Annotated in this window: 15 protein-coding genes and 2 tRNA genes; 9 read left to right on the top strand and 8 right to left on the bottom strand. The window is 70.5% G+C overall.

All coding sequences use genetic code 11. From position 1 onward, the window contains the following. Positions 1 to 108: 108 nt before the first annotated feature. Together KK483_RS11330 and KK483_RS11325 are read right to left on the bottom strand one after the other, a co-directional pair. On the bottom strand, positions 109 to 1,530 hold the full coding sequence (locus KK483_RS11330; RefSeq protein WP_262005104.1) for an amino acid permease: 1,422 nt from the start codon (positions 1,528 to 1,530) through the stop codon (positions 109 to 111). 116 nt (positions 1,531 to 1,646) lie between these two features. Next, positions 1,647 to 3,041 carry an amino acid permease gene (locus KK483_RS11325; RefSeq protein ID WP_262005103.1) on the bottom strand — a complete coding sequence of 465 codons (1,395 nt, stop codon included), beginning with the start codon at positions 3,039 to 3,041 and terminating at the stop codon, positions 1,647 to 1,649. 267 nt (positions 3,042 to 3,308) lie between these two features. On the opposite strand from KK483_RS11325, the gene KK483_RS11320 reads away from it, so the two are divergent. After that, positions 3,309 to 3,902: a biotin transporter BioY gene (locus KK483_RS11320; protein WP_262005102.1), complete on the top strand. Its 594-nt coding sequence runs from the start codon at positions 3,309 to 3,311 to the stop codon at positions 3,900 to 3,902. Positions 3,903 to 4,151: 249 nt separating this feature from the next. Here the strand turns inward: KK483_RS11320 and KK483_RS11315 are convergent, their stop codons facing one another. Continuing rightward, entirely contained in the window at positions 4,152 to 5,591 is a 1,440-nt protein-coding gene (locus KK483_RS11315; protein ID WP_262005101.1) for an amino acid permease, read from the bottom strand. Between the two features lie 264 nt (positions 5,592 to 5,855). Between KK483_RS11315 and KK483_RS11310 the strand changes: the two genes are divergently transcribed. Together KK483_RS11310 and KK483_RS11305 are read left to right on the top strand one after the other, a co-directional pair. Then, positions 5,856 to 6,350, top strand: a complete 495-nt coding sequence (locus tag KK483_RS11310; protein WP_262005100.1) for a ribose-5-phosphate isomerase — start codon at positions 5,856 to 5,858, stop codon at positions 6,348 to 6,350. After that, complete coding sequence (locus KK483_RS11305; RefSeq protein ID WP_262005099.1) at positions 6,350 to 7,159, top strand: Fpg/Nei family DNA glycosylase; 810 nt, start codon at positions 6,350 to 6,352, stop codon at positions 7,157 to 7,159. Before KK483_RS11310 ends, KK483_RS11305 begins: the two co-directional genes overlap by 1 nt. A 332-nt stretch (positions 7,160 to 7,491) precedes the next feature. On the opposite strand, the gene KK483_RS11300 is transcribed toward KK483_RS11305, so the two are convergent. After that, a complete protein-coding gene (locus KK483_RS11300) occupies positions 7,492 to 8,727 on the bottom strand; it encodes a GNAT family N-acetyltransferase (protein ID WP_262005098.1) in 1,236 nt (411 codons plus the stop codon). 106 nt (positions 8,728 to 8,833) lie between these two features. Here KK483_RS11300 and KK483_RS11295 point away from each other — a divergent pair, with 106 nt between their 5' ends. Continuing rightward, positions 8,834 to 9,976, top strand: coding sequence for a PP2C family protein-serine/threonine phosphatase (locus tag KK483_RS11295; protein WP_262005097.1), 1,143 nt, complete (start codon positions 8,834 to 8,836; stop codon positions 9,974 to 9,976). Positions 9,977 to 10,044: 68 nt separating this feature from the next. Next, on the top strand, positions 10,045 to 10,494 hold the full coding sequence (locus tag KK483_RS11290) for an HD domain-containing protein (protein WP_262005096.1): 450 nt from the start codon (positions 10,045 to 10,047) through the stop codon (positions 10,492 to 10,494). On the opposite strand, the gene KK483_RS11285 is transcribed toward KK483_RS11290, so the two are convergent. Then, positions 10,442 to 11,653 (bottom strand): acyltransferase family protein, encoded by a 1,212-nt coding sequence (locus KK483_RS11285; RefSeq protein WP_262005095.1) that lies wholly within the window; start codon positions 11,651 to 11,653, stop codon positions 10,442 to 10,444. The genes KK483_RS11290 and KK483_RS11285 overlap by 53 nt on opposite strands. Positions 11,654 to 12,075: 422 nt before the next feature. Between KK483_RS11285 and KK483_RS11280 the strand changes: the two genes are divergently transcribed. Continuing rightward, positions 12,076 to 12,270: a hypothetical protein gene (locus KK483_RS11280; RefSeq protein ID WP_242336359.1), complete on the top strand. Its 195-nt coding sequence runs from the start codon at positions 12,076 to 12,078 to the stop codon at positions 12,268 to 12,270. Between the two features lie 80 nt (positions 12,271 to 12,350). Here the strand turns inward: KK483_RS11280 and KK483_RS11275 are convergent, their stop codons facing one another. The 3 genes from KK483_RS11275 to KK483_RS11265 all read right to left on the bottom strand — a co-directional run bounded on the left by KK483_RS11275 (position 12,351) and on the right by KK483_RS11265 (position 15,127). Beyond that, the gene (locus KK483_RS11275; RefSeq protein WP_262005094.1) at positions 12,351 to 13,967 is read right to left on the bottom strand and encodes an MFS transporter; all 1,617 of its coding nucleotides are present in this window, start codon (positions 13,965 to 13,967) and stop codon (positions 12,351 to 12,353) included. A gap of 91 nt (positions 13,968 to 14,058) precedes the next feature. Next, positions 14,059 to 14,775: a hypothetical protein gene (locus tag KK483_RS11270; RefSeq protein WP_262005093.1), complete on the bottom strand. Its 717-nt coding sequence runs from the start codon at positions 14,773 to 14,775 to the stop codon at positions 14,059 to 14,061. Positions 14,776 to 15,056: 281 nt separating this feature from the next. Next, positions 15,057 to 15,127: transfer RNA gene (locus KK483_RS11265), tRNA-Gly, on the bottom strand. 206 nt (positions 15,128 to 15,333) lie between these two features. Between KK483_RS11265 and KK483_RS11260 the strand changes: the two genes are divergently transcribed. The 3 genes from KK483_RS11260 to KK483_RS11250 all read left to right on the top strand — a co-directional run bounded on the left by KK483_RS11260 (position 15,334) and on the right by KK483_RS11250 (position 17,962). Then, a tRNA-Pro gene (locus KK483_RS11260) sits at positions 15,334 to 15,410 on the top strand. Between the two features lie 188 nt (positions 15,411 to 15,598). After that, positions 15,599 to 16,984: a trigger factor gene (gene tig, locus KK483_RS11255; RefSeq protein ID WP_262005092.1), complete on the top strand. Its 1,386-nt coding sequence runs from the start codon at positions 15,599 to 15,601 to the stop codon at positions 16,982 to 16,984. Positions 16,985 to 17,356: 372 nt separating this feature from the next. Further along, positions 17,357 to 17,962 (top strand): ATP-dependent Clp protease proteolytic subunit, encoded by a 606-nt coding sequence (locus KK483_RS11250; protein WP_262009433.1) that lies wholly within the window; start codon positions 17,357 to 17,359, stop codon positions 17,960 to 17,962. Positions 17,963 to 17,980: the final 18 nt, after the last annotated feature.

Below are 17,980 nucleotides of genomic sequence, written 5' to 3'. Positions count from 1 at the left end.
ATGGTGTTCGACCCGCGCACACGCAGAGGACCCCCGGGCCGTAGCGGCCCGGGGGTCCTCTGGTCTGTCTGCTGTGTACTGTGCGCCGTGCTGGCGCGGCGCCTACGCCTACGCCTGCGCCGACGCGCCCCGCGCCAGCCGCTGCCTGATCACGCCGACCGCCGCCAGCGCCACGGTCAGCCCGCCCGTGTAGTACAGCTGCGTCCGCGTCCCCGCGTCCTGGGCCATCAGCACGAACACCGCCGCCATCCCGGCCAGCGCCACCCACGTCAGATACGGGTACGCCCACATCCGCACGACGAGCTTCTCCGGCGTCTCACGCTCCGTGCGCCGACGCAGCAGCAACTGCGAGACGGCGATGAAGAACCAGACCACCAGGATGATCGCGCCGATCATGTTGAGCAGCCACATGAAGACGTCGTCCGGCCGCCAGTAGCTCAGCATCACGCAGGCGAAGCCGAAGACGCACGAGGTCAGCACGGCCACCCGCGGCACCCCGCCCGAGATCTTCCCGAGCACCTTCGGGCCCTGGTCGCGGGCGACGAGGGAGCAGGCCATGCGGGAGGCGCCGTAGATGTTCGCGTTCATCGCGGAGAGCAGGGCGACCAGCACGACGACGTTCATGATCTGTCCGGCGGCCGGGATGCCCAGGTGGTCGAGGGTCGCGACGTACGGACCCTTCTCGACGACCGCCTTGTCGTCCCAGGGGACGAGCGTGACGATGACCGCCATCGAGCCGACGTAGAAGAGGGCGATGCGCCACATCGCCGTACGGACGGCCTTCGCGACGCCCTGCACCGGGTGCTCGGACTCGGCCGCGGCGATGGTGACCGTCTCCAGGCCGCCGTACGCGAAGACGGAGGCGAGCAGTCCGACGACGAGACCGTCCGTGCCGTTGGGCAGGAACCCTCCGTCGCCCGTGAGGTTCGCCGTGCCGGGGGCGTCGGTCCCGGGCAGGACGCCCGTGATCGCGAGGACGCCGAGGCCCAGGAAGAGGACGATCGCGCCGACCTTGAGTGCCGCGAACCAGAACTCGAACTCGCCGAAGTTCTTCACGGCCGCGAGGTTCGTGCCGCAGAACACCAGCATGAAGAGGGCCACCCACGCCCACTCGGGCGTTCCCGGCAGCCAGCCGGTGACGATCTTCGCGGCGCCGATGCCCTCCAGGCCGACGGCCACGCAGAGCAGGAACCAGAACGCCCAGCCCGCGGTGAACCCCGCCCAGGGGCCGATCGCCCGCTCGGCGTGGACGGAGAACGATCCGGACGCGGGATTCGCCGCCGACATCTCGCCGAGCATGCGCATCACGAGCATGACGAGCAGGCCGGAGATCGCGTAGGCGATGACGATCGACGGGCCGGCGGCGGCGATACCGGCGCCCGAGCCGACGAACAGGCCGGCGCCGATCACCCCGCCGAGGGCGATCATCGAGAGATGGCGCTGCTTGAGGCCGTGGGCGAGCGCGGTGTCGGCCGGGGTGCCGACCTGGGGGTCGGCAGGCGCGGACGCGGGCGCCGGGGTCCGAGACATGGGGGTGCCCTGTTCATGAGCGGACGACGGGGGACGGCCCACCAGTCTGGGGTCCATCCCGCTCACAGAGCACCGATGACCGCTATACGGACAAGATCCTCACACATTGTGAAGGACTAGCGACGCCCCGCCCGCGCGTCCCGGAGCTCGCGGAGCCAGGCCACCAGGAGCACCGCGGCCGTCGCCCCGGCCGACCACAGCACCTGCGGCCGCGCCGCGTCATCGCCCAGCATCAGCACCAGCACGGTCCCGATCCCCGCCAGCGCCACCCAGGTCAGCCACGGGAAGCACCACATCTTCAGGGTCAGCCTCTCCGGTGCCTCGCGCTCGATGCGCCGCCGTAGCCGCAGCTGCGACACCGCGATGAGCGCCCACACGAAGAGCAGCACCGCACCGACCGCGTTGAGCATGTAGAGGAAGACCGTGTCCGGCCACTTCAGATTGAGCAGCACGGAGACGAAGCCGAAGGCCACCGAGGCGATGACCGCCCGCCGCGGCACCCCGCCGGGCGACACGGCCAGCAGCCCGGCCGGCGCCTCGCCGCGCTCGGCGAGCGAGAAGACCATGCGCGAGGAGCCGTAAAGATTGGCGTTGAGGGCGGACAGGAGGGCCACGAACACCACGATGTTCATGATCTGCCCGGCCGCCGGGATGCCGATCGTGTCGAGGACGGCGACGTACGGGCTCTGCCCGGGCTTCATCGCGGTCCACGGCAGCACGGTCACGATGACCAGCATCGAGCCGACGTAGAAGAGGAGGATGCGCCACACCGCGCTGCGCACCGCGCGCCCGACGGCGCGGGCGGGGTCCTCGGACTCGGCGGCCGCGATGGTGACGACCTCCAGGCCACCGAAGGCGAAGACGACGGCGAGGACACCGGAGACGACGCCCGCCCAGCCGTTCGGCAGGAAGCCGCCCTGCCCGGTGAGGTTCGTCAGGCCCACCGGGTCCGTGTCGGGGAGCACCCCGAAGACCGCGAGCGTGCCCAGCACCAGGAAGAGCACGATCGCGGCGACCTTCAGCGCGGCGAACCAGAACTCGGACTCGCCGAAGTTCCGGACGGCGGCGAGGTTGGCGGCGGTGAAGACCACCATGAAGACCAGCACCCAGGTCCACTGCGGCACGCCCGGCACCCAGCCGTTGGCGATCGTCGCCGCACCCGTCGCCTCCACCGCGAGCACGACCACCAGCATGAACCAGTACAGCCAGCCCACGCTGAACCCGGCCCAGCGGCCGAGAGCGCGCTCCGCGTGCACCGAGAACGCCCCGGACGCGGGCATCGCCGCCGACATCTCGCCGAGCATCCGCATCACGAGCATCACCAGCGCGCCCGCGAGCAGGTACGACACGACGATCCCGGGTCCGGCGACCGAGATCCCGGCTCCGGAGCCGACGAAGAGGCCGGCACCGATCACCCCGCCGAGGCCGAGCATCGTGAGATGACGCTGCTTGAGCCCGTGAGAGAGGGGTTCCTCCCCGAAGGACGTCGGGCTGGGCGGTGCGTCGTGCATGCTGCTCGTCACTCTCGGGGATTTGGCAGGAATCAACAGTCTCACCGAGTGCCCCACCGATCGCCAAAACGAGCTGCCCGCGCCACCACCTCAGTGACGAGCATCACGCACCCCGGGTGCTTGGCAACGGCCCTTTGTGCGGTCCCCACCAACGTCCCGAGCCGCCCTTTGTCATCGGCTGACGGTGATCGAGCGTTCACTCCTGGGCTAGCGTCGCCATGTCCACACCGATGTGAGAACCACTCTCCCCACCCTCGCGGAGTACCGATGAGCACTGCAGCAGCACCCGTCCGTCCCGGAGCCGTCCTCGCCGACCTGCTGCCCGCCTCCCGCACGCGGTACGCGGTGGACGCCGCCCTCGTCGCCGGCGGCGCCGCGCTCACCGGCCTCGCCGCCCAGATCGCCCTCCCGGTGCCCGGCTCCCCGGTCCCGGTGACCGGCCAGACCTTCGCCGCCCTGCTCGTCGGCACCGCGCTCGGCGCCCGCCGCGGCTTCCTCTCCCTGGCGCTGTACGCCCTGGTCGGCATGGCGGGCATGCCGTGGTTCGCCGAGGCGTCGTCCGGGTATGCCATGCCGTCCTTCGGCTACATCCTCGGCATGCTGCTCGCCGCCACCGTGGCCGGCGCCCTGGCCCGCCGCGGTGCCGACCGCTCGGTCCTGCGCACCGCCGGCACGATGGTCCTCGGCTCCGCGATCATCTACGCGGTCGGCGTGCCGTACCTCGCCCTCGCCACCGGCATGACGCTCTCCCAGGCCGTCGCCGCGGGCCTGACCCCGTTCCTGATCGGTGACGCGCTCAAGGCCGCGCTGGCGATGGGCGCCCTGCCCGCCGCCTGGAAGCTGCTCGGCCGCCGCGGCTGAGCCCCTCCCGTGCATACGCCGAAGCCCCGGCCCGCTCGACGGCGGACCGGGGCTTCGGCGTACGTACGGCCGCGACTAGGGCGTGTTGCGAAAGTCCCGTCTGCGCGGCGGCGTCTGGCACGCACGCTCGCGGCGTTGTCGGTCGTCGGCGCAGCCCGCTGCGCTCTCCTTCCTCCGCCTTGCGATCGCACGCACCAGACGCCGCCGCGCCCGCCCTACGGGCGGACGACGCTACTTTCGCAACACGCCCTAGGCGTCGAGGCCGGCCTTGCGCTTGTCCTTGAGCTGGAGCACGACACCGATGGCCAGCACGACCGCGGCGACGAGCAGCGACAGCAGCACGACCTCGCGGTTGGCGTCGTCGAAGAGCATGTAGCCGAGCACGAAGACGATCATCGCGGCGGTGGCCCAGGTCAGGTACGGGAAGAGCCACATCTTCACCGTCACCTTGTCCGGCACCTCGCGCATCAGGATGCCGCGCATCCGCAGCTGGGTGAGGCAGATCACCAGCCAGACGAAGAGCGCGACCGCACCCGAGGAGTTCAGCAGGAAGGAGAAGACCGTGTCCTTGTAGGCGTAGTTGGCCCAGACGGCGGCGAAGCCGAAGACCACGGAGCCCAGGATCGCGGCGGTCGGCACACCCTTGGCGTTGACCTTGGCGAACGCCTTGGGCGCGTCACCGCGCTCACCCAGCGAGAAGGCCATGCGCGAGGCGGTGTAGAGGCCGGAGTTCAGGCAGGACAGCACGGCCGTCAGCACGATGAAGTTCATGATCTGGCCGGCGTACGGGATGCCGATGGAGTCCAGGGCCGCGACGTACGAGCCCTTCTCGACGATCGACTTGTCGTTCCACGGCAGCAGCGTCAGGACCACGAAGATCGAGCCCAGGTAGAAGACGGCGATCCGCCAGATGACGCTGTTGGTGGCCTTGGTGACCGCGCGCCGCGGGTCCTCGGACTCACCGGCGGCCAGCGTGACGATCTCGCTGCCCATGAAGGAGAAGACGACCATCAGCACACCGGTGAGGATGGCGCCCGCGCCGTTGGGCAGGAACCCTCCCGCGTCGGTCAGGTGCGCGAAGCCCGCGCCCGGGTTGTCGGAGCCGGGCAGCACGCCGAAGACGGCCAGCAGGCCGATGACCACGAAGGAGCCGATGGCGACGACCTTGATGCCCGCGAACCAGAACTCGAACTCGCCGTAGGACGACACCGAGACGAGGTTGGTGGCCGTCAGCACGACCATCACGATCAGCGCCCACGCCCACTGGGGCACGGCCGGGATCCAGCTCTCCAGGATCACCGCACCCGCGGTCGCCTCGACGGCCAGCACCACGACCCAGAAGAACCAGTAGAGCCAGCCGATGGAGAAGCCCGCCCAGCGGCCGAGCGCGCGGTCGGCGTAGGCCGAGAAGGAGCCCGAGTTCGGGCTGGCGGCGGCCATCTCGCCGAGCATCCGCATCACGAAGACGACCATCGCGCCGACGAGCAGGTACGAGATCAGGATGGCGGGGCCGGCCGCGGCGATGCCGCCGGAGGAGCCGACGAACAGCCCGGCACCGATCACGCCGCCGATGGCGATCATGGACAGATGGCGGTTCTTGAGTCCGGCCTTGAGACCGTCGGAAGGCTGGGGATTGCCGGGGTCTCCGGTCGTTCCGCCTGCCTTCGTAAGGGTCGGCTGGGGGTTCATGGACGATTCCTTACCTGTGCGGGTCGCTCAGATGACGAGCTCACGCATTCAAACCGCTCACGAGCCGGTACGGAAGGCCTGACTCCGATTCGTGATAATGGGCACTTCGTCCCATTCGACCCCGGGGCGTTGGTCCTGCCCGGTTCCCGACGGTGGTCCTGCACTGCCCTCTGCCGGGCCTCCGCCGGGCCGTCCCGCCCGCCGCCACCGCCCGTCCGGACCCCGCCGACGGCCTCGCGGCCCGCCTCGTGCCACACTCGGATCATGCGCGTGTACCTCGGCTCCGACCATGCCGGCTTCGAACTCAAGAACCACCTCGTCGAGTGGCTCACGGCCCACGGCCACGAGCCCGTCGACTGCGGCCCCCACATCTACGACGCCCAGGACGACTACCCGCCGTTCTGTCTGCGCGCCGCCGAGCGGACCGCGGCGGACCCGGAGGCCCTGGGCATCGTGATCGGCGGATCCGGCAACGGCGAGCAGATCGCCGCGAACAAGGTCAAGGGCGTACGGGCCGCGCTCGCCTGGAGCGTGCAGACCGCCACCCTCGGCCGCGAGCACAACAACGCCAACGTCGTCGCCGTCGGCGCCCGGATGCACACCACCGACGAGGCGACCACCTTCGTCGAGGTCTTCCTCAAGACCCCGTACTCGGGTGAGGATCGTCATACCCGCCGCATCGAGATGCTCTCGGCGTACGAGACCACCGGCGAGCTCCCCCCGGTCCCGGCCCACCACCCGCAGGAGCCGACGGCCTGATGCCCGAGGGGCACACCATCCACCGGCTGGCCGCCGACTACCGGGAACGGTTCGGCGGCCGGTCCGTGCGGGTCACCAGCCCGCAGGGGAAGTTCGCCGACTCGGCGGCGCTGCTCGACGGCACGGTCCTGGAGCGCACCGAGGCCCACGGCAAGCACCTCTTCCTCGGCTTCGGGCAGGGGGAGTGGATCCACATCCACCTCGGCCTCTTCGGCAAGGTGAACTTCGGCGACGCCCCCGTGCCCCCGCCCACCGAAACCGTGCGGCTGCGGCTGGCGAACCCGGAGTCGTACGTCGACCTGCGCGGCCCGACCGCCTGCGCCCTGATCACGGACGGCGAGAAGGACGCGATACACGCCCGCCTCGGCCCCGACCCGCTGCGCCCGGCCGACGGCCCCGAGCGGGCCTGGGCCCGGATCTCCCGCTCCCGTACGAGCATCGCGGCGCTGCTGATGGACCAGAAGGTCGTCGCGGGCGTCGGCAACGTCTACCGGGCGGAGGTGCTCTTCCGCCACGGCATCGACCCGTACCGCGCGGGGAAGGACCTCGTCGAGCGCGAGTGGCACGCCATGTGGGCGGACCTGGTCGCGCTCATGCGCGAAGGCGTACGGCACAACCGGATCGACACCGTCCGCCCCGAGCACACCCCCGAGGCCATGGGCCGCCCGCCCCGCGTCGACGACCACGGCGGCGAGGTCTACGTCTACCGCCGGGCCGCCCAGCCCTGCCATGTCTGCGACGGCGAGATCCGCACGGCTGCGCTGGCCGCGCGGAATCTGTTCTGGTGCCCCGCCTGCCAGCCGGCGTAGGCGCTGTTCTCTCCCCACTCGCCCCTTCCCGAACTGAGGGCGAAGCCTCCACCCCCCGTACGGCCTTCGGACCGTGTCCTCAGCCGCCGGACGGGCTTCAAAGCTGCCCCGCGGGTGAACGGGGGGGTGGGAGGCCCGCCGCAGGCGAGCCGCGCCCGCTAGGTCGTGTCTTCAAAGTCCCGTCTGTCCGGTGACGTCTGGCACGCACGCTCGCTGCGTTGTCGTCGGTCGCCGATGTCCCGCATGGACTCCCTCCTCCGCCTTGCGATCGCACGCACCAGACGCCGCCGGGCCCGCCCTCCGGGCGGACGACGCCACTTTGAAGTCACTCCCTAGAACCCGTGGGGCAGCCACGGCGCGACGTCCGAGCCGAACGCGAGCGACGCCTCCGCCAGCGCGCCGTCCCGCAGCTCCCGTACCCGCCCCGCCCCGGCGAGCGCCGACAGCGTCACCCCGCCCAGATACGCCGCCCCCAACTCCCGTACGGACAGGGCCAGGTCCGCCGCGTCCGTCGTCCGCTCGCACGCCGCACCCTTCGCGTCACCGCTGAGCCGCCAACGCCCCTCGTTCCACGGGCAGAACGCGTCCTCGACCTCGAACACCACGGCCACCGGCGCACGGTAGGTCCGCGCCTCCAGCGCCGCGCCCACCTCCACGAGCCGGACGTGCAGCGAGTCCCGCACACGGGCACCGCACCGCCGGATGTCCGAGACCAGCTGGAGCAGCGGGTCGTCCACCGGCCGGTTGCGCGCGGTGACCCGCGACGTCAGGTCGATACCGCACAGGAACCGCCACAGCGCCGCGTACGCCGCCGGGTCCAGCGCGTCGATGTTGCGCACCATGACCGAGCCGTCCGGCCCCGCAGCGGTCCAGTCCGGCTTGCTGTGGAAGCGGACATAGCCGACCACGTCCCCGTCCCGCTCCGCGACCACGCACTGGAGCGGCGAGCCGCCGCCCCGCCCGCCCGGCGGGTCGAGCAGCGGCAGCCGCTCCCAGCCCGGCCGGCGTTCGAGCATCCCCGGCCGTGTGCCGACCGTGTGCCGGTACACGGCCTCGCACGCCTCCACGGCCTCCTCCGGCGGCACGAACCGCAGCCGCAGCGCCTCCTCGTCCGCCCCGGCGGGCTTGGCGATCCGGACCCGCGAGGAGTCGATGTCCAGACTCATCTCATGCGTCGCGATCCCGTACCCGAACCGTCCGTAGATCGCCGGCTCGGAAGCCGTCAGCACGGCGAGCGGCTCGCCCCAGGCCCTCACGTCGTCCAGCTGGCGCCGCATCATCGAGGTCAGCACCCCGCGCCGCCGGTGCGTCGCCGCGACGCTCACCATGGTCACCCCGGCCGCGGGCACGACCGCCCCGCCGGGCACCGTGACACCGAAGCCGAACGCCCCTGCCGTACCGACGCACTCGCCGTCGATCCAGGCGCCGATCGAGCGCTCCGTCTCGGTCAGCCTCTCCCACAGCTCGCGCTCCTCCGGGCCCTTGGGGGCGCCGCCGAACGCGCGCTCCAGCTTCCCGTACCACTCGTCCCAGCCGGACCTCTGGAGCACCCGCAGTTCAGTCGTCATACGCCATCCCTACCAGCGGCGTACGACACACCGCGACCCGATTTCGAACGCTATGTCAAGGGGTCCCTCTGCACGGGGGCCGGACGGGTGGATAGGGTCCACGACGATGGCACGCGGCGCGGCAGACTCGTTCCCGGCCCGGATGCGGAAGTCCGCACACCGGGCCCGCACCGCGCTGCGCAAATCCGGAGTCGACTATTTCCGCGGTGACGGCTCGGACTGGGTCGCGCTGGCCGGGCTGCTGCTGACCATCCCGGCGATCGCGTGCGGCACGATCGCGCTGCCCGTCTGGTTCTCGCCCTCCGCCCTCGTCCTGCCGATCGTGGCGGGCGGACTGCTGCTGCGGCCCGCGAGCCTGCTCGGGCTCTACGCGGCGGCGGCGGGCGCGCTGATCGCCGAGTCGCTCGCGCTCGGCCCGTACCTGGAGGGCCCGGCCCGGGTCACCCCCGGAACCGTCCTGACGGTGGCGGCCTGCGGATTCTTCGGTCTGCTCATCGCCCAGTTCCGGGCCAGGGTCGGGGTGCCCTGGCGGCGCGGCGGCACCATGCTCTTCGACCTGCGCGAACGGATCCGGGTGCAGAGCGCGCTGCCCAGGCTGCCCAAGGGCTGGCACCACGAGATGGCGCTGCGCCCGGCCGGCGGACAGTCCTTCTCCGGCGACTTCGTGGTCGCGGCCCGCACCAACGGCGGCCGCACGCTCGAAGTCGTGCTGACGGACGTCTCGGGCAAGGGCATGGACGCCGGCTCGCGCGCCCTCCTGCTGTCCGGGGCGTTCGGCGGCCTCCTCGGCTCCCTCCCGCCGCACGGCTTCCTGCCCGCGGCCAACGGCTATCTGCTCCGCCAGGACTGGGACGAGGGCTTCGCGACCTCCGTCCACCTCGTCCTCGACCTGGACTCCGGCGACTACGAGCTGCTCTCCGCGGGCCATCTGCCCGCCCTCCAGCTGCACGCGGGCAGTGGCCGCTGGGAGGAGAAGTCCGCGGAAGGCCCGCTGCTGGGTGTGTACGACGGCGCCCAGTTCGACCCGGTCAAGGGCAGGCTCCGGGCCGGGGACGTGCTGATGCTGTTCACCGACGGCCTGGTGGAGGCGTCCGACCGGGAGATCGCGGAGGGCATGGACCGGCTGACGGGCGAGGCCGACCGCTATGTCACCACGGGCTTCGAGGGTGCCGCCTGGCACCTCATCGAGGCGGTCGCCAAGGACGTCAACGACGACCGCGCCCTGCTGCTGCTCTGCCGCGAGCCGTAGAACGGGGCTCCGCTTCCCGGTTCGGGAAGAGCCCGCCGCGGGCGCCACCAGCCCGTACAGTCGTTCCCATGCCGAAGCTCACGCTCGCCCAGGTCGAGGCCGTCGCCCGCGAGGCGCACGCGACGCAGACGGACAAGGCGGGGCGCCCGTACGTGGAGCACCTCCAGGCCGTCGCGGAGGGCGTACGCGCGCGGGGCGGGAGCGACGAGCAGATCGCCGCCGCCTGGCTGCACGACGCGATCGAGGACGAGGCGCTCTCCCGAGAGTGGCTGGACGCGGCCGAACTCCCGCGGTCCGTCAAGGACATGGTCCTGGCGATGACGAAGCGCAAGGGCGAGGACCTTCCCTCGTACGCCCGTCGCCTCCTCGCCACCCCGGGCGCCCTCCTGGTCAAAGAGTCCGATATCGCCCATAACTCCGACCCGGCCCGGCTCGCCGTGCTCGACGAGCCGACCCGGGCCCGGCTCACCGAGAAGTACGCGACGATGCGGCGGTTGCTGGGCCTGCCAGCGCGGTGACGTCCCGCCGGAACGCCCATGACAGCTCGGGCTCGGTCGCGAACTTGAGCGCACGCCGCACCGGCGGCGTACAGAACAGCGTCACCGCCGCGGCCGCCGCCACCGTCACCGCGATCTCCCCGGGGGGCTCGGCCAGCCACGGGTGCTGGCGCACCAGCCCCAGATAGACCACGGTCTTCACCAGGAAGCCGTGCAGCAGATAGCCGCAGATGGTGCCCGCGCCGAGCACCGTGAACCAGGTCCTGCGGCGCGGCACCCAGGCCAGGAACGCCACCGTCAGCAGGAGCGCGCAGACGAACATGGCGGCGGTCATCAGGGGCCCCGTCCACCAGGGCGCGTCCAGTTCCACGGCGCTGCCGGAGCGGTAGAACCAGCCCATCCGCAGGTGCGGCGTGATCCAGTACGTGAAGACGGCCGCCCCCGCGACCAGGGGCAGCGCGAGCAGCCGCACCTCGCGCCGCCGCACCATCTGGAAGTGCTCCGGCTTCAGTGACAGGCCGAGCACGAAGAACGGCAGGAACTGCAGGATCCGCTGGAGGTCGAGGCTCTGACCCATGCCCGGGGTGAGCGTGCCGAGCGTCGCGATGGCCAGCGCCAGCGGCAGCGGGTACCGGACCAGGCGCCACAGGGGAGCGGACAGCCGCCAGACGAAGAGCGCGATCAGGAACCACGTGAGGTACATCGGATCGTTGATGCTGAACGGGTAGGCCGGATCGCCGGTGACCCACCGCCTGAAGAGCGTGTACGCCGTCTCGAAGAGGAGGTACGGCACCACCATGCCGCTGACCAGCCGCTTCAGTTGATCGGGCCGGGCCGTGAAGCTCCGGGAGAAGTAGCCGGAGATGATGATGAACGCCGGCATGTGGAAGGCGTACACGAACATGTACGCCGCCCTGGTGGCGCGGCTGCCGTCCATCACCGGCTCCCACGCGTGTGCCACCGCCACCAGCACGATCGCCAGGTACTTGGCGTTGTCGAAGTAGGCGTCGCGTCTGCCGGCCGGCGGCTTCGCGGGGGTGGCCGCGGGCGTCCTCGCAGGCGCTGGTGCCGCCGCTTCCGCCTGTGCCGCCGCCTCCGCTGTCGACGTGGGGACGGGCTCCGGCTCCCGGGAGGCTTCGGGCAGCCGGTCCCACTGCAATCCATTCGGCGCGTGGAACATTCGAGGCACCCTAGCCCTGCCCAATCGATTCCGTAAAACCCGATCAGCGGTCCGTCCATTCCTCACGGAAACTACCGCCAAACGCCCGATATGCACCAATCAATCCCGCTTAAACGGTGCAGATCGTCCCTTCGAAAGTATGGGTGAATTTCCTCACCGAATATTGCTCGAATTTCCTGTGCGCGAGCTGTGTGCATTTCGCGCCCGCGGGTAGCTGTAAGGGCGCTCGGGACGGATCGGGACAGCTCTCCGGCGGTCTGCCGCGGCGCGGCCACCGGCGGATGTGACCTGATCCTTCACCCGACGGTGTGTCACCCGGCATCCGTCATACCGGTGTTGGTGGCACGATGGAGGCAACGGGGGTGTGCTGGGCCGCATACTCCCGGGCGGGCAAGGCGGACCGACCGAGGGTGTGATCAGTTGTGGCCATATCGCTGTCTGTGGTGCTGCTGTTGGCGATCATCCTTGTGGTGATGATCCGCGGCGGCTCGATCAAGGCCGGACCCGCGATCGTCGCGGCTCTCTTCGGCTTCTTTCTCGCCTCGACCGGCATGGCGCCGTCGATCAACACGTTCCTCAACTCGCTGGCCGACTCGATCAACGCGATCAAATTCTGACCGGCAGCGCCCGGGAAACGCCTCCGGCCCGGTCCGTCACCACGGACCGGGCCGCAGGCGCGGGGGACCCGTGTCAGGGGCTACGGCGCCGCTGACCGGGGCTGTGACGTCGGGATCCGGTGGGTGAAGAACAGCGCGAGCAGAGCGGTGAGGGCCAGGATGGCGAGCGCCGCGCGCAGGCCGTCGAGTCTCGCTTCGGCGTTCGCGTCGAGCGTCGCCTGAGTCAGCTCCGTGCTCGCGCCGGCCTCTTCGAGGGCGGTCTTGAGCTGGGCGTCCGACAGGAAGGGCGCCCCGCTCTGGAGCTCGACGGTCGCCTTGCTCGTGACAGCGGTCGGAACCGCCGGATTCTGCTCGACGCTGGTCAGGAACGAGGACGTCAGCGCGGCGATCATGATCGACCCGGCGAGCGCGGTCCCGATCGAGGCGCCGAGGTTGGTGACGGCGTTCTGGACGCCGCCGACTTCCGCGCTCTGGCGCTCCGGCACCGCGGACACGGTGACCGACCCGAGCTGCGACGCCAGCGATCCCATGCCGAGCCCGATCAGCAGGAGCGGGACGGTGACGACTTCCGCACCGGCGTCCGCGTCGAGCGCGGCCATCAGGACGACCGCGCCCGCGAGCAGCGCGAGAACCCCGAGCCGCACCACGCGCCGCGGCGAGACGTCGGGGAAGAAGCGCGGGATCAGGACCGCGGCAGCCAGCAGCGAGATCGAGAGCGGCAGGAGGCGGGCACCGGTGGCGAGCGCGGACAGGCCCAGGGCGACCGACAGATAGAGCGGTACGACGAAGAACACGCCCATCTGGACGAGGTACTGGAAGAAGAACATCGTCAGCCCGCCGGTGAGCTGTTTGTTCTCCAGCATCGACGGGTCCACGAGCGGCTCCCTGCGGCGCGCCACGAGCCGGGCCTCCCAGTGCAGGAAGAGCCGGACCAGAAGCAGCCCCGCCAGCATCAACCACACGACCAGGGACACCCCGAGCCACGAAGGCGCGTCGGGTTTCGGCCGGAACCAGCCCCACTCGTCCGAGCGGAGAACCCCGTAGACGAAGATCCCCAGCCCGAGTGCGGAGAGCACGACGCCGACGAGATCGATGCGCGGGCGTTCGTCGCTCGCGGTGTCGGCGATGCGACGGGCGAGCACCAGAATGCCGAGGACCACCAGGACCTCCCCGGCGAACACCCACCGCCACGAGAAGTACGTCGTGGCGACACCCCCGATGAGCGGCCCCAGTGCGATCGCCACGGCCCCTGCCGCCGCGACGAGTCCGTACGCCGCGGGACGGCGCTCCGTCGCGAAGTTGCCGGCCACGAGCGCCACGATCGCGGGCAGGATGAGCGAGGCTCCGACCCCCTCCAGGAACGCCCAGCCCACCAGCAGCACAGGCAGGTTGGGCGCGAGCGCCGTGGTGAGTGATCCGCAGCCGTAGACGCAGCACCCGATCATGAACGCGCGTCTGCGGCCGATCAGGGCCCCGACCTTGCCGCCGGGGATCATGAACATCGCCATCACCAGGGTGTACGCCGTGATGGCCCCTTGGATGCCCGTCACCGTCGTGCCCACGTCCTCGGCCACGGTCGCGATCGAGACGTTCATGACGGAACTGTCGAGCGCCATCAGGAACTGACCGGCAGCGAGCGTCAACAGGACGAGTCGCGCTCTTGCCGTGCCCGTATCGGTGCCTGCCCTGGGTGCCATGGGCGAATCGTCCCAGTCGCCCCGCAGGGGATCCATGACCCGCTACGGAGATCAACCGGTTGGCGGGCGTGCGGGTTCGGCTCCTCCGGGGTCATCCACCGCGCCGGGCAAGGGCGGCGACGGCGAAGGCGACCATGGAGGCCAGGAGGAACAGCGCGAGCGGCCCCCAGATCGCCGGGATCGTCCACATGGGCCAGTCGTTGGCAGCCTGTACCCAGAGGGTCAGGACGGCCGCGACACCCATGCCGACGCCGTGCCACCGCACCATGGCGGCTGCGGTCGCGTGCCGCCGGTTGCCCGGCGCGAACAGCGGCCACAGCGATCCGACGAGGGCGGTCACACCGAACGAGACGCAGGCGAGCGCGCCACCGAGGCGGTCCTCCGGCCACCCCATGGGCCCGAGGGCCGTCTGCTGCCGCCGCCCCTCGGCGTCCCGCACCTCGACGAGTTGCCCGTGCCAGATCACACCGACGACCTTGCCGCCCGGCTCCATCCGCCGCGCCACCGGCCCGGTGTTCCGGAACGCCACGTCCCACGCGTCACCGGACGGCAGCAACAGCTCGGCCTGCGGCGGCTCACCCCGCTCGCCGGCGTGCATGTCGGCCTTCCGCACGGTGAATTCCTGCTCCCACCGGCACCTCGACGCCTCCACCGGTACGGAGGTGCACGCCGGCGCGGCACGGAACTCCCGCTCCCGCTCCAGCGCTCCCCGGATCTCGAAGACCATCGCAACCCCCGCGACGAGAGCAACGACACCGACGAGCAGCCACGTCGCACTCCGCGCCACCTTCTCCACCCGTGACCCCATCGTCGCCCCCCTCGCCCGCCCCTTGGCTTCCCCCGCGTTGGTGCTCGCGTATTTTGCGCACGCGGCCGGCCCGCCGCCTATGCCCGAAGCCGGCAGCGCACGGCTCTGCGAGATTGCCGGGAATCGCCCCGGCCTATATCGGGACAGGCCCGTGAGCAGCCGCCGCACGGACTGCCCCCAGCGGCCCCGCTGCCCCTTCCTCGGCCCGCTTGACGCGAAGCGGAAACGCATCAGGGCCAGGTCAGAGGAATCACCCTCTGACCTGGCCCTGAGCCATCAAGAGCGGGCGACGGGAATCGAACCCGCGTAGCTAGTTTGGAAGACTAGGGCTCTACCATTGAGCTACGCCCGCGAGGACCGCGCCGCAGGTCATGGAGGCCGCGGCACGAAGAGCATCGTAGCGGGTCCCCGCCGGTCGCCGCACACCGCATTCCGTACGTGCCGGAAAAGCGCGCGTACGCACGGAGGCGTATGGCGGAGGCGTATGCACGGACGTGTACGCGCGGAGAAAGGGGTCTGACCACCGGCTGCGGGCATGTACCCTACGTGTCGCACCGACGGGGTGTGGCGCAGCTTGGTAGCGCGTCCGCTTTGGGAGCGGAAGGCCGTGGGTTCAAATCCCGCCACCCCGACCAGCAGTCCTGATCGCCGTTCATGATCACGTTGTGGGCGTCATCCCGCTTGCGGTTACTATGCAAGCTGTGTGCCCGTGTGTCTGACGAGTGTCTGAAGAGCCGGGCCCGATCCGCTGAGCCGCCGCCGGACATCCCACCGCGGTGAACCCAGCAGAACCCCAGAATTCAGCCACCAAGGAGACCGAACCGTGAAGAGCGCCGTGGAGACCCTGAACCCGACCCGGGTTCGGCTCACTGTCGAGGTGCCCTTCGAGGAGCTCAAGGACAGCCTCGACGCGGCGTACAAGAAGATCAACCAGCAGGTCACGGTCAAGGGCTTCCGCAAGGGCAAGATCCCGGCCCGAGTGATCGACCAGCGGTTCGGCCGTGGTGCAGTGCTGGAGGAGGCCGTCAACGACGCCCTCCCGAAGTTCTACACCGAGGCGGTCAATGAGGCGGCGATCAACCCGCTCGGCCAGCCCGAGGTCGACATCACCGAGCTGAAGGACGGCGAGACGCTGAACTTCACCGCCGAGGTCGACGTCCGTCCGTCCATCGAGATCCCGGACTACTCCGGCATCGAGGTCGAGGTCGACGCCGTCGAGGTCAGCGACGAGGACATCGAGAAGTCGGTGGACCAGCTCCGCTCGCGCTTCGCGTCCACCTCCCCGGTCGAGCGCGCCGCCGCCGATGGCGACGTCGTGACGATCGACCTGGAGGCCAAGGTCGACGGCGAGGTCCTCGCGGACGGTGTCGCCAACGGCGTGTCGTACACGATCGGCTCCGGCGAGCTCCTCGACGGCATCGACGAGGCCGTCACCGGCCTGGAGGCCGGCGGCGAGGCCACCTTCACCTCGCAGCTGAAGGGCGGCTCCGCCGAGGGCAAGGACGCCGAGGTCTCCGTCAAGGTCACGCAGGTCGCCTCCCGCGAGCTCCCCGAACTGGACGACGACTTCGCGCAGATGGCGTCCGAGTTCGACACCCTCGACGAGCTCAAGGCCGACAGCCGCAAGCGCCTCGAGAACATGAAGCAGTACGACCAGGCCACCCAGGCCCAGGAGCGTGTCCTGGACAAGCTCCTCGAGCTGGTCGAGGTCCCGATCCCCGAGAAGCTCCTCGAGGACGAGGTCAACACCCGCAAGCACAACCTGGAGCACCACCAGCTCGGTCAGATGGGTCTGACCCTCGACAAGTACCTGGAGATCCAGGGCAAGACCGCCGAGGAGTTCGACGCCGAGACCAAGGAGCAGGCGGTCAAGGGCATCAAGACCCAGTTCGTCCTCGACGAGCTGGTCTCCAAGGAGAAGCTGAACGTCAGCCAGGAGGAGCTCACCGAGCACCTCATGCGCCGCGCCTCCTCCTCCGGCATGTCCCCCGACCAGTTCGCCCAGGCCGTCGTCGAGGGCGGCCAGGTGCCGATGCTCGTCGGCGAGGTCGCCCGCGGCAAGGCCCTGGCCACGGTCGTCGAGGCCGCCACGGTCAAGGACACCAAGGGTGAGGTCGTCGACCTGAGCGACGACGAGGACGAGGTCGAGGAGGCCGCCGAGGCCACCGGTGAGTCCGAGGGCGACGCCGAGGCGAAGCCGGAGGTCTGAGCCCCGCACCGGACCGGGGCCTGAGGGCCTCGCGCCCACCCGTACGACGACGGGCCCGGCCGCGCCCCGCACGCGCGGCCGGGCCCGTCGTCGTACTCGTACGGGCACCGCCCTCGGCGGACCGAGCTCAGGGCGCACGGCGGCACGGCCGTACGCGCCGCCTCGCCGCGCCCCGACACGCGCTCCCGCACCTTGCGCTCCCAGCGAACAGTTCGGGAACCGGGATGGCGCCCGCCCACCAGCGCGTTAGGGTCCATGAATACGAGGGCAGTGGACTACCCGCCCAGGGAACTCCCCGCCCCCGGTAGTACTCAAGACGCTGAGACGGCCGCAGCCGTCAGAGACGAGCAGGTGGATTACGTGACGAATCTGATGCCTAACGCCGCCGGTGAGCCGTCCATCGGTGGTGGCCTCGGCGACCAGGTCTACAGCCGGCTGCTCGGCGAGCGCATCATCTTCCTGGGCCAGCAGGTCGACGACGACATCGCCAACAAGATCACGGCGCAGCTCCTCCTCCTGGCCGCAGACCCCGAGAAGGACGTCTACCTCTACATCAACAGCCCCGGTGGTTCGGTGACGGCCGGCATGGCGATCTACGACACCATGCAGTACATCCCGAACGACGTGGTCACCATCGGCATGGGCATGGCCGCCTCCATGGGCCAGTTCCTGCTCACCGGCGGCACCTCGGGCAAGCGCTTCGCGCTGCCCCACACCGACATCCTGATGCACCAGGGCTCCGCCGGTATCGGCGGCACCGCATCGGACATCAAGATCCAGGCCGAGTACCTGCTCCGCACCAAGAAGCGCATGGCGGAGATCACCGCCCACCACTCCGGCCAGACCGTCGAGACGATCATCCGCGACGGCGACCGCGACCGCTGGTTCACCGCCGGGGAAGCCAAGGACTACGGGCTCATCGACGAGATCATCTCCCTCGCCTCGGGCGTTCCGGGCGGTGGCGGCACCGGGGCCTGACCCCCTCCCGCCCGCCCC

It is taken from the genome of Streptomyces sp. FIT100, from assembly GCF_024584805.1.
GTDB lineage: Bacteria > Actinomycetota > Actinomycetes > Streptomycetales > Streptomycetaceae > Streptomyces.
Note: the sequence above shows the minus strand (reverse complement) of the source record. Positions and strands in the feature narration are given on the sequence as shown.

Excerpts from the sequence above, each read along its gene's own strand:
- KK483_RS11300 (WP_262005098.1), bottom strand. The coding sequence starts at position 8,727 with ATGACGACTGAACTGCGGGTGCTCCAGAGGTCCGGCTGGGACGAGTGG.
- KK483_RS11285 (WP_262005095.1), bottom strand. The coding sequence starts at position 11,653 with ATGTTCCACGCGCCGAATGGATTGCAGTGGGACCGGCTGCCCGAAGCC.
- KK483_RS11275 (WP_262005094.1), bottom strand. The coding sequence starts at position 13,967 with ATGGCACCCAGGGCAGGCACCGATACGGGCACGGCAAGAGCGCGACTC.
- KK483_RS11325 (WP_262005103.1), bottom strand. The coding sequence starts at position 3,041 with ATGCACGACGCACCGCCCAGCCCGACGTCCTTCGGGGAGGAACCCCTC.
- KK483_RS11320 (WP_262005102.1), top strand. The coding sequence starts at position 3,309 with ATGAGCACTGCAGCAGCACCCGTCCGTCCCGGAGCCGTCCTCGCCGAC.
- KK483_RS11315 (WP_262005101.1), bottom strand. The coding sequence starts at position 5,591 with ATGAACCCCCAGCCGACCCTTACGAAGGCAGGCGGAACGACCGGAGAC.
- KK483_RS11305 (WP_262005099.1), top strand. The coding sequence starts at position 6,350 with ATGCCCGAGGGGCACACCATCCACCGGCTGGCCGCCGACTACCGGGAA.
- KK483_RS11310 (WP_262005100.1), top strand. The coding sequence starts at position 5,856 with ATGCGCGTGTACCTCGGCTCCGACCATGCCGGCTTCGAACTCAAGAAC.
- KK483_RS11250 (WP_262009433.1), top strand. The coding sequence starts at position 17,357 with ATGCCTAACGCCGCCGGTGAGCCGTCCATCGGTGGTGGCCTCGGCGAC.
- KK483_RS11290 (WP_262005096.1), top strand. The coding sequence starts at position 10,045 with ATGCCGAAGCTCACGCTCGCCCAGGTCGAGGCCGTCGCCCGCGAGGCG.
- KK483_RS11330 (WP_262005104.1), bottom strand. The coding sequence starts at position 1,530 with ATGTCTCGGACCCCGGCGCCCGCGTCCGCGCCTGCCGACCCCCAGGTC.
- KK483_RS11270 (WP_262005093.1), bottom strand. The coding sequence starts at position 14,775 with ATGGGGTCACGGGTGGAGAAGGTGGCGCGGAGTGCGACGTGGCTGCTC.
- KK483_RS11295 (WP_262005097.1), top strand. The coding sequence starts at position 8,834 with ATGGCACGCGGCGCGGCAGACTCGTTCCCGGCCCGGATGCGGAAGTCC.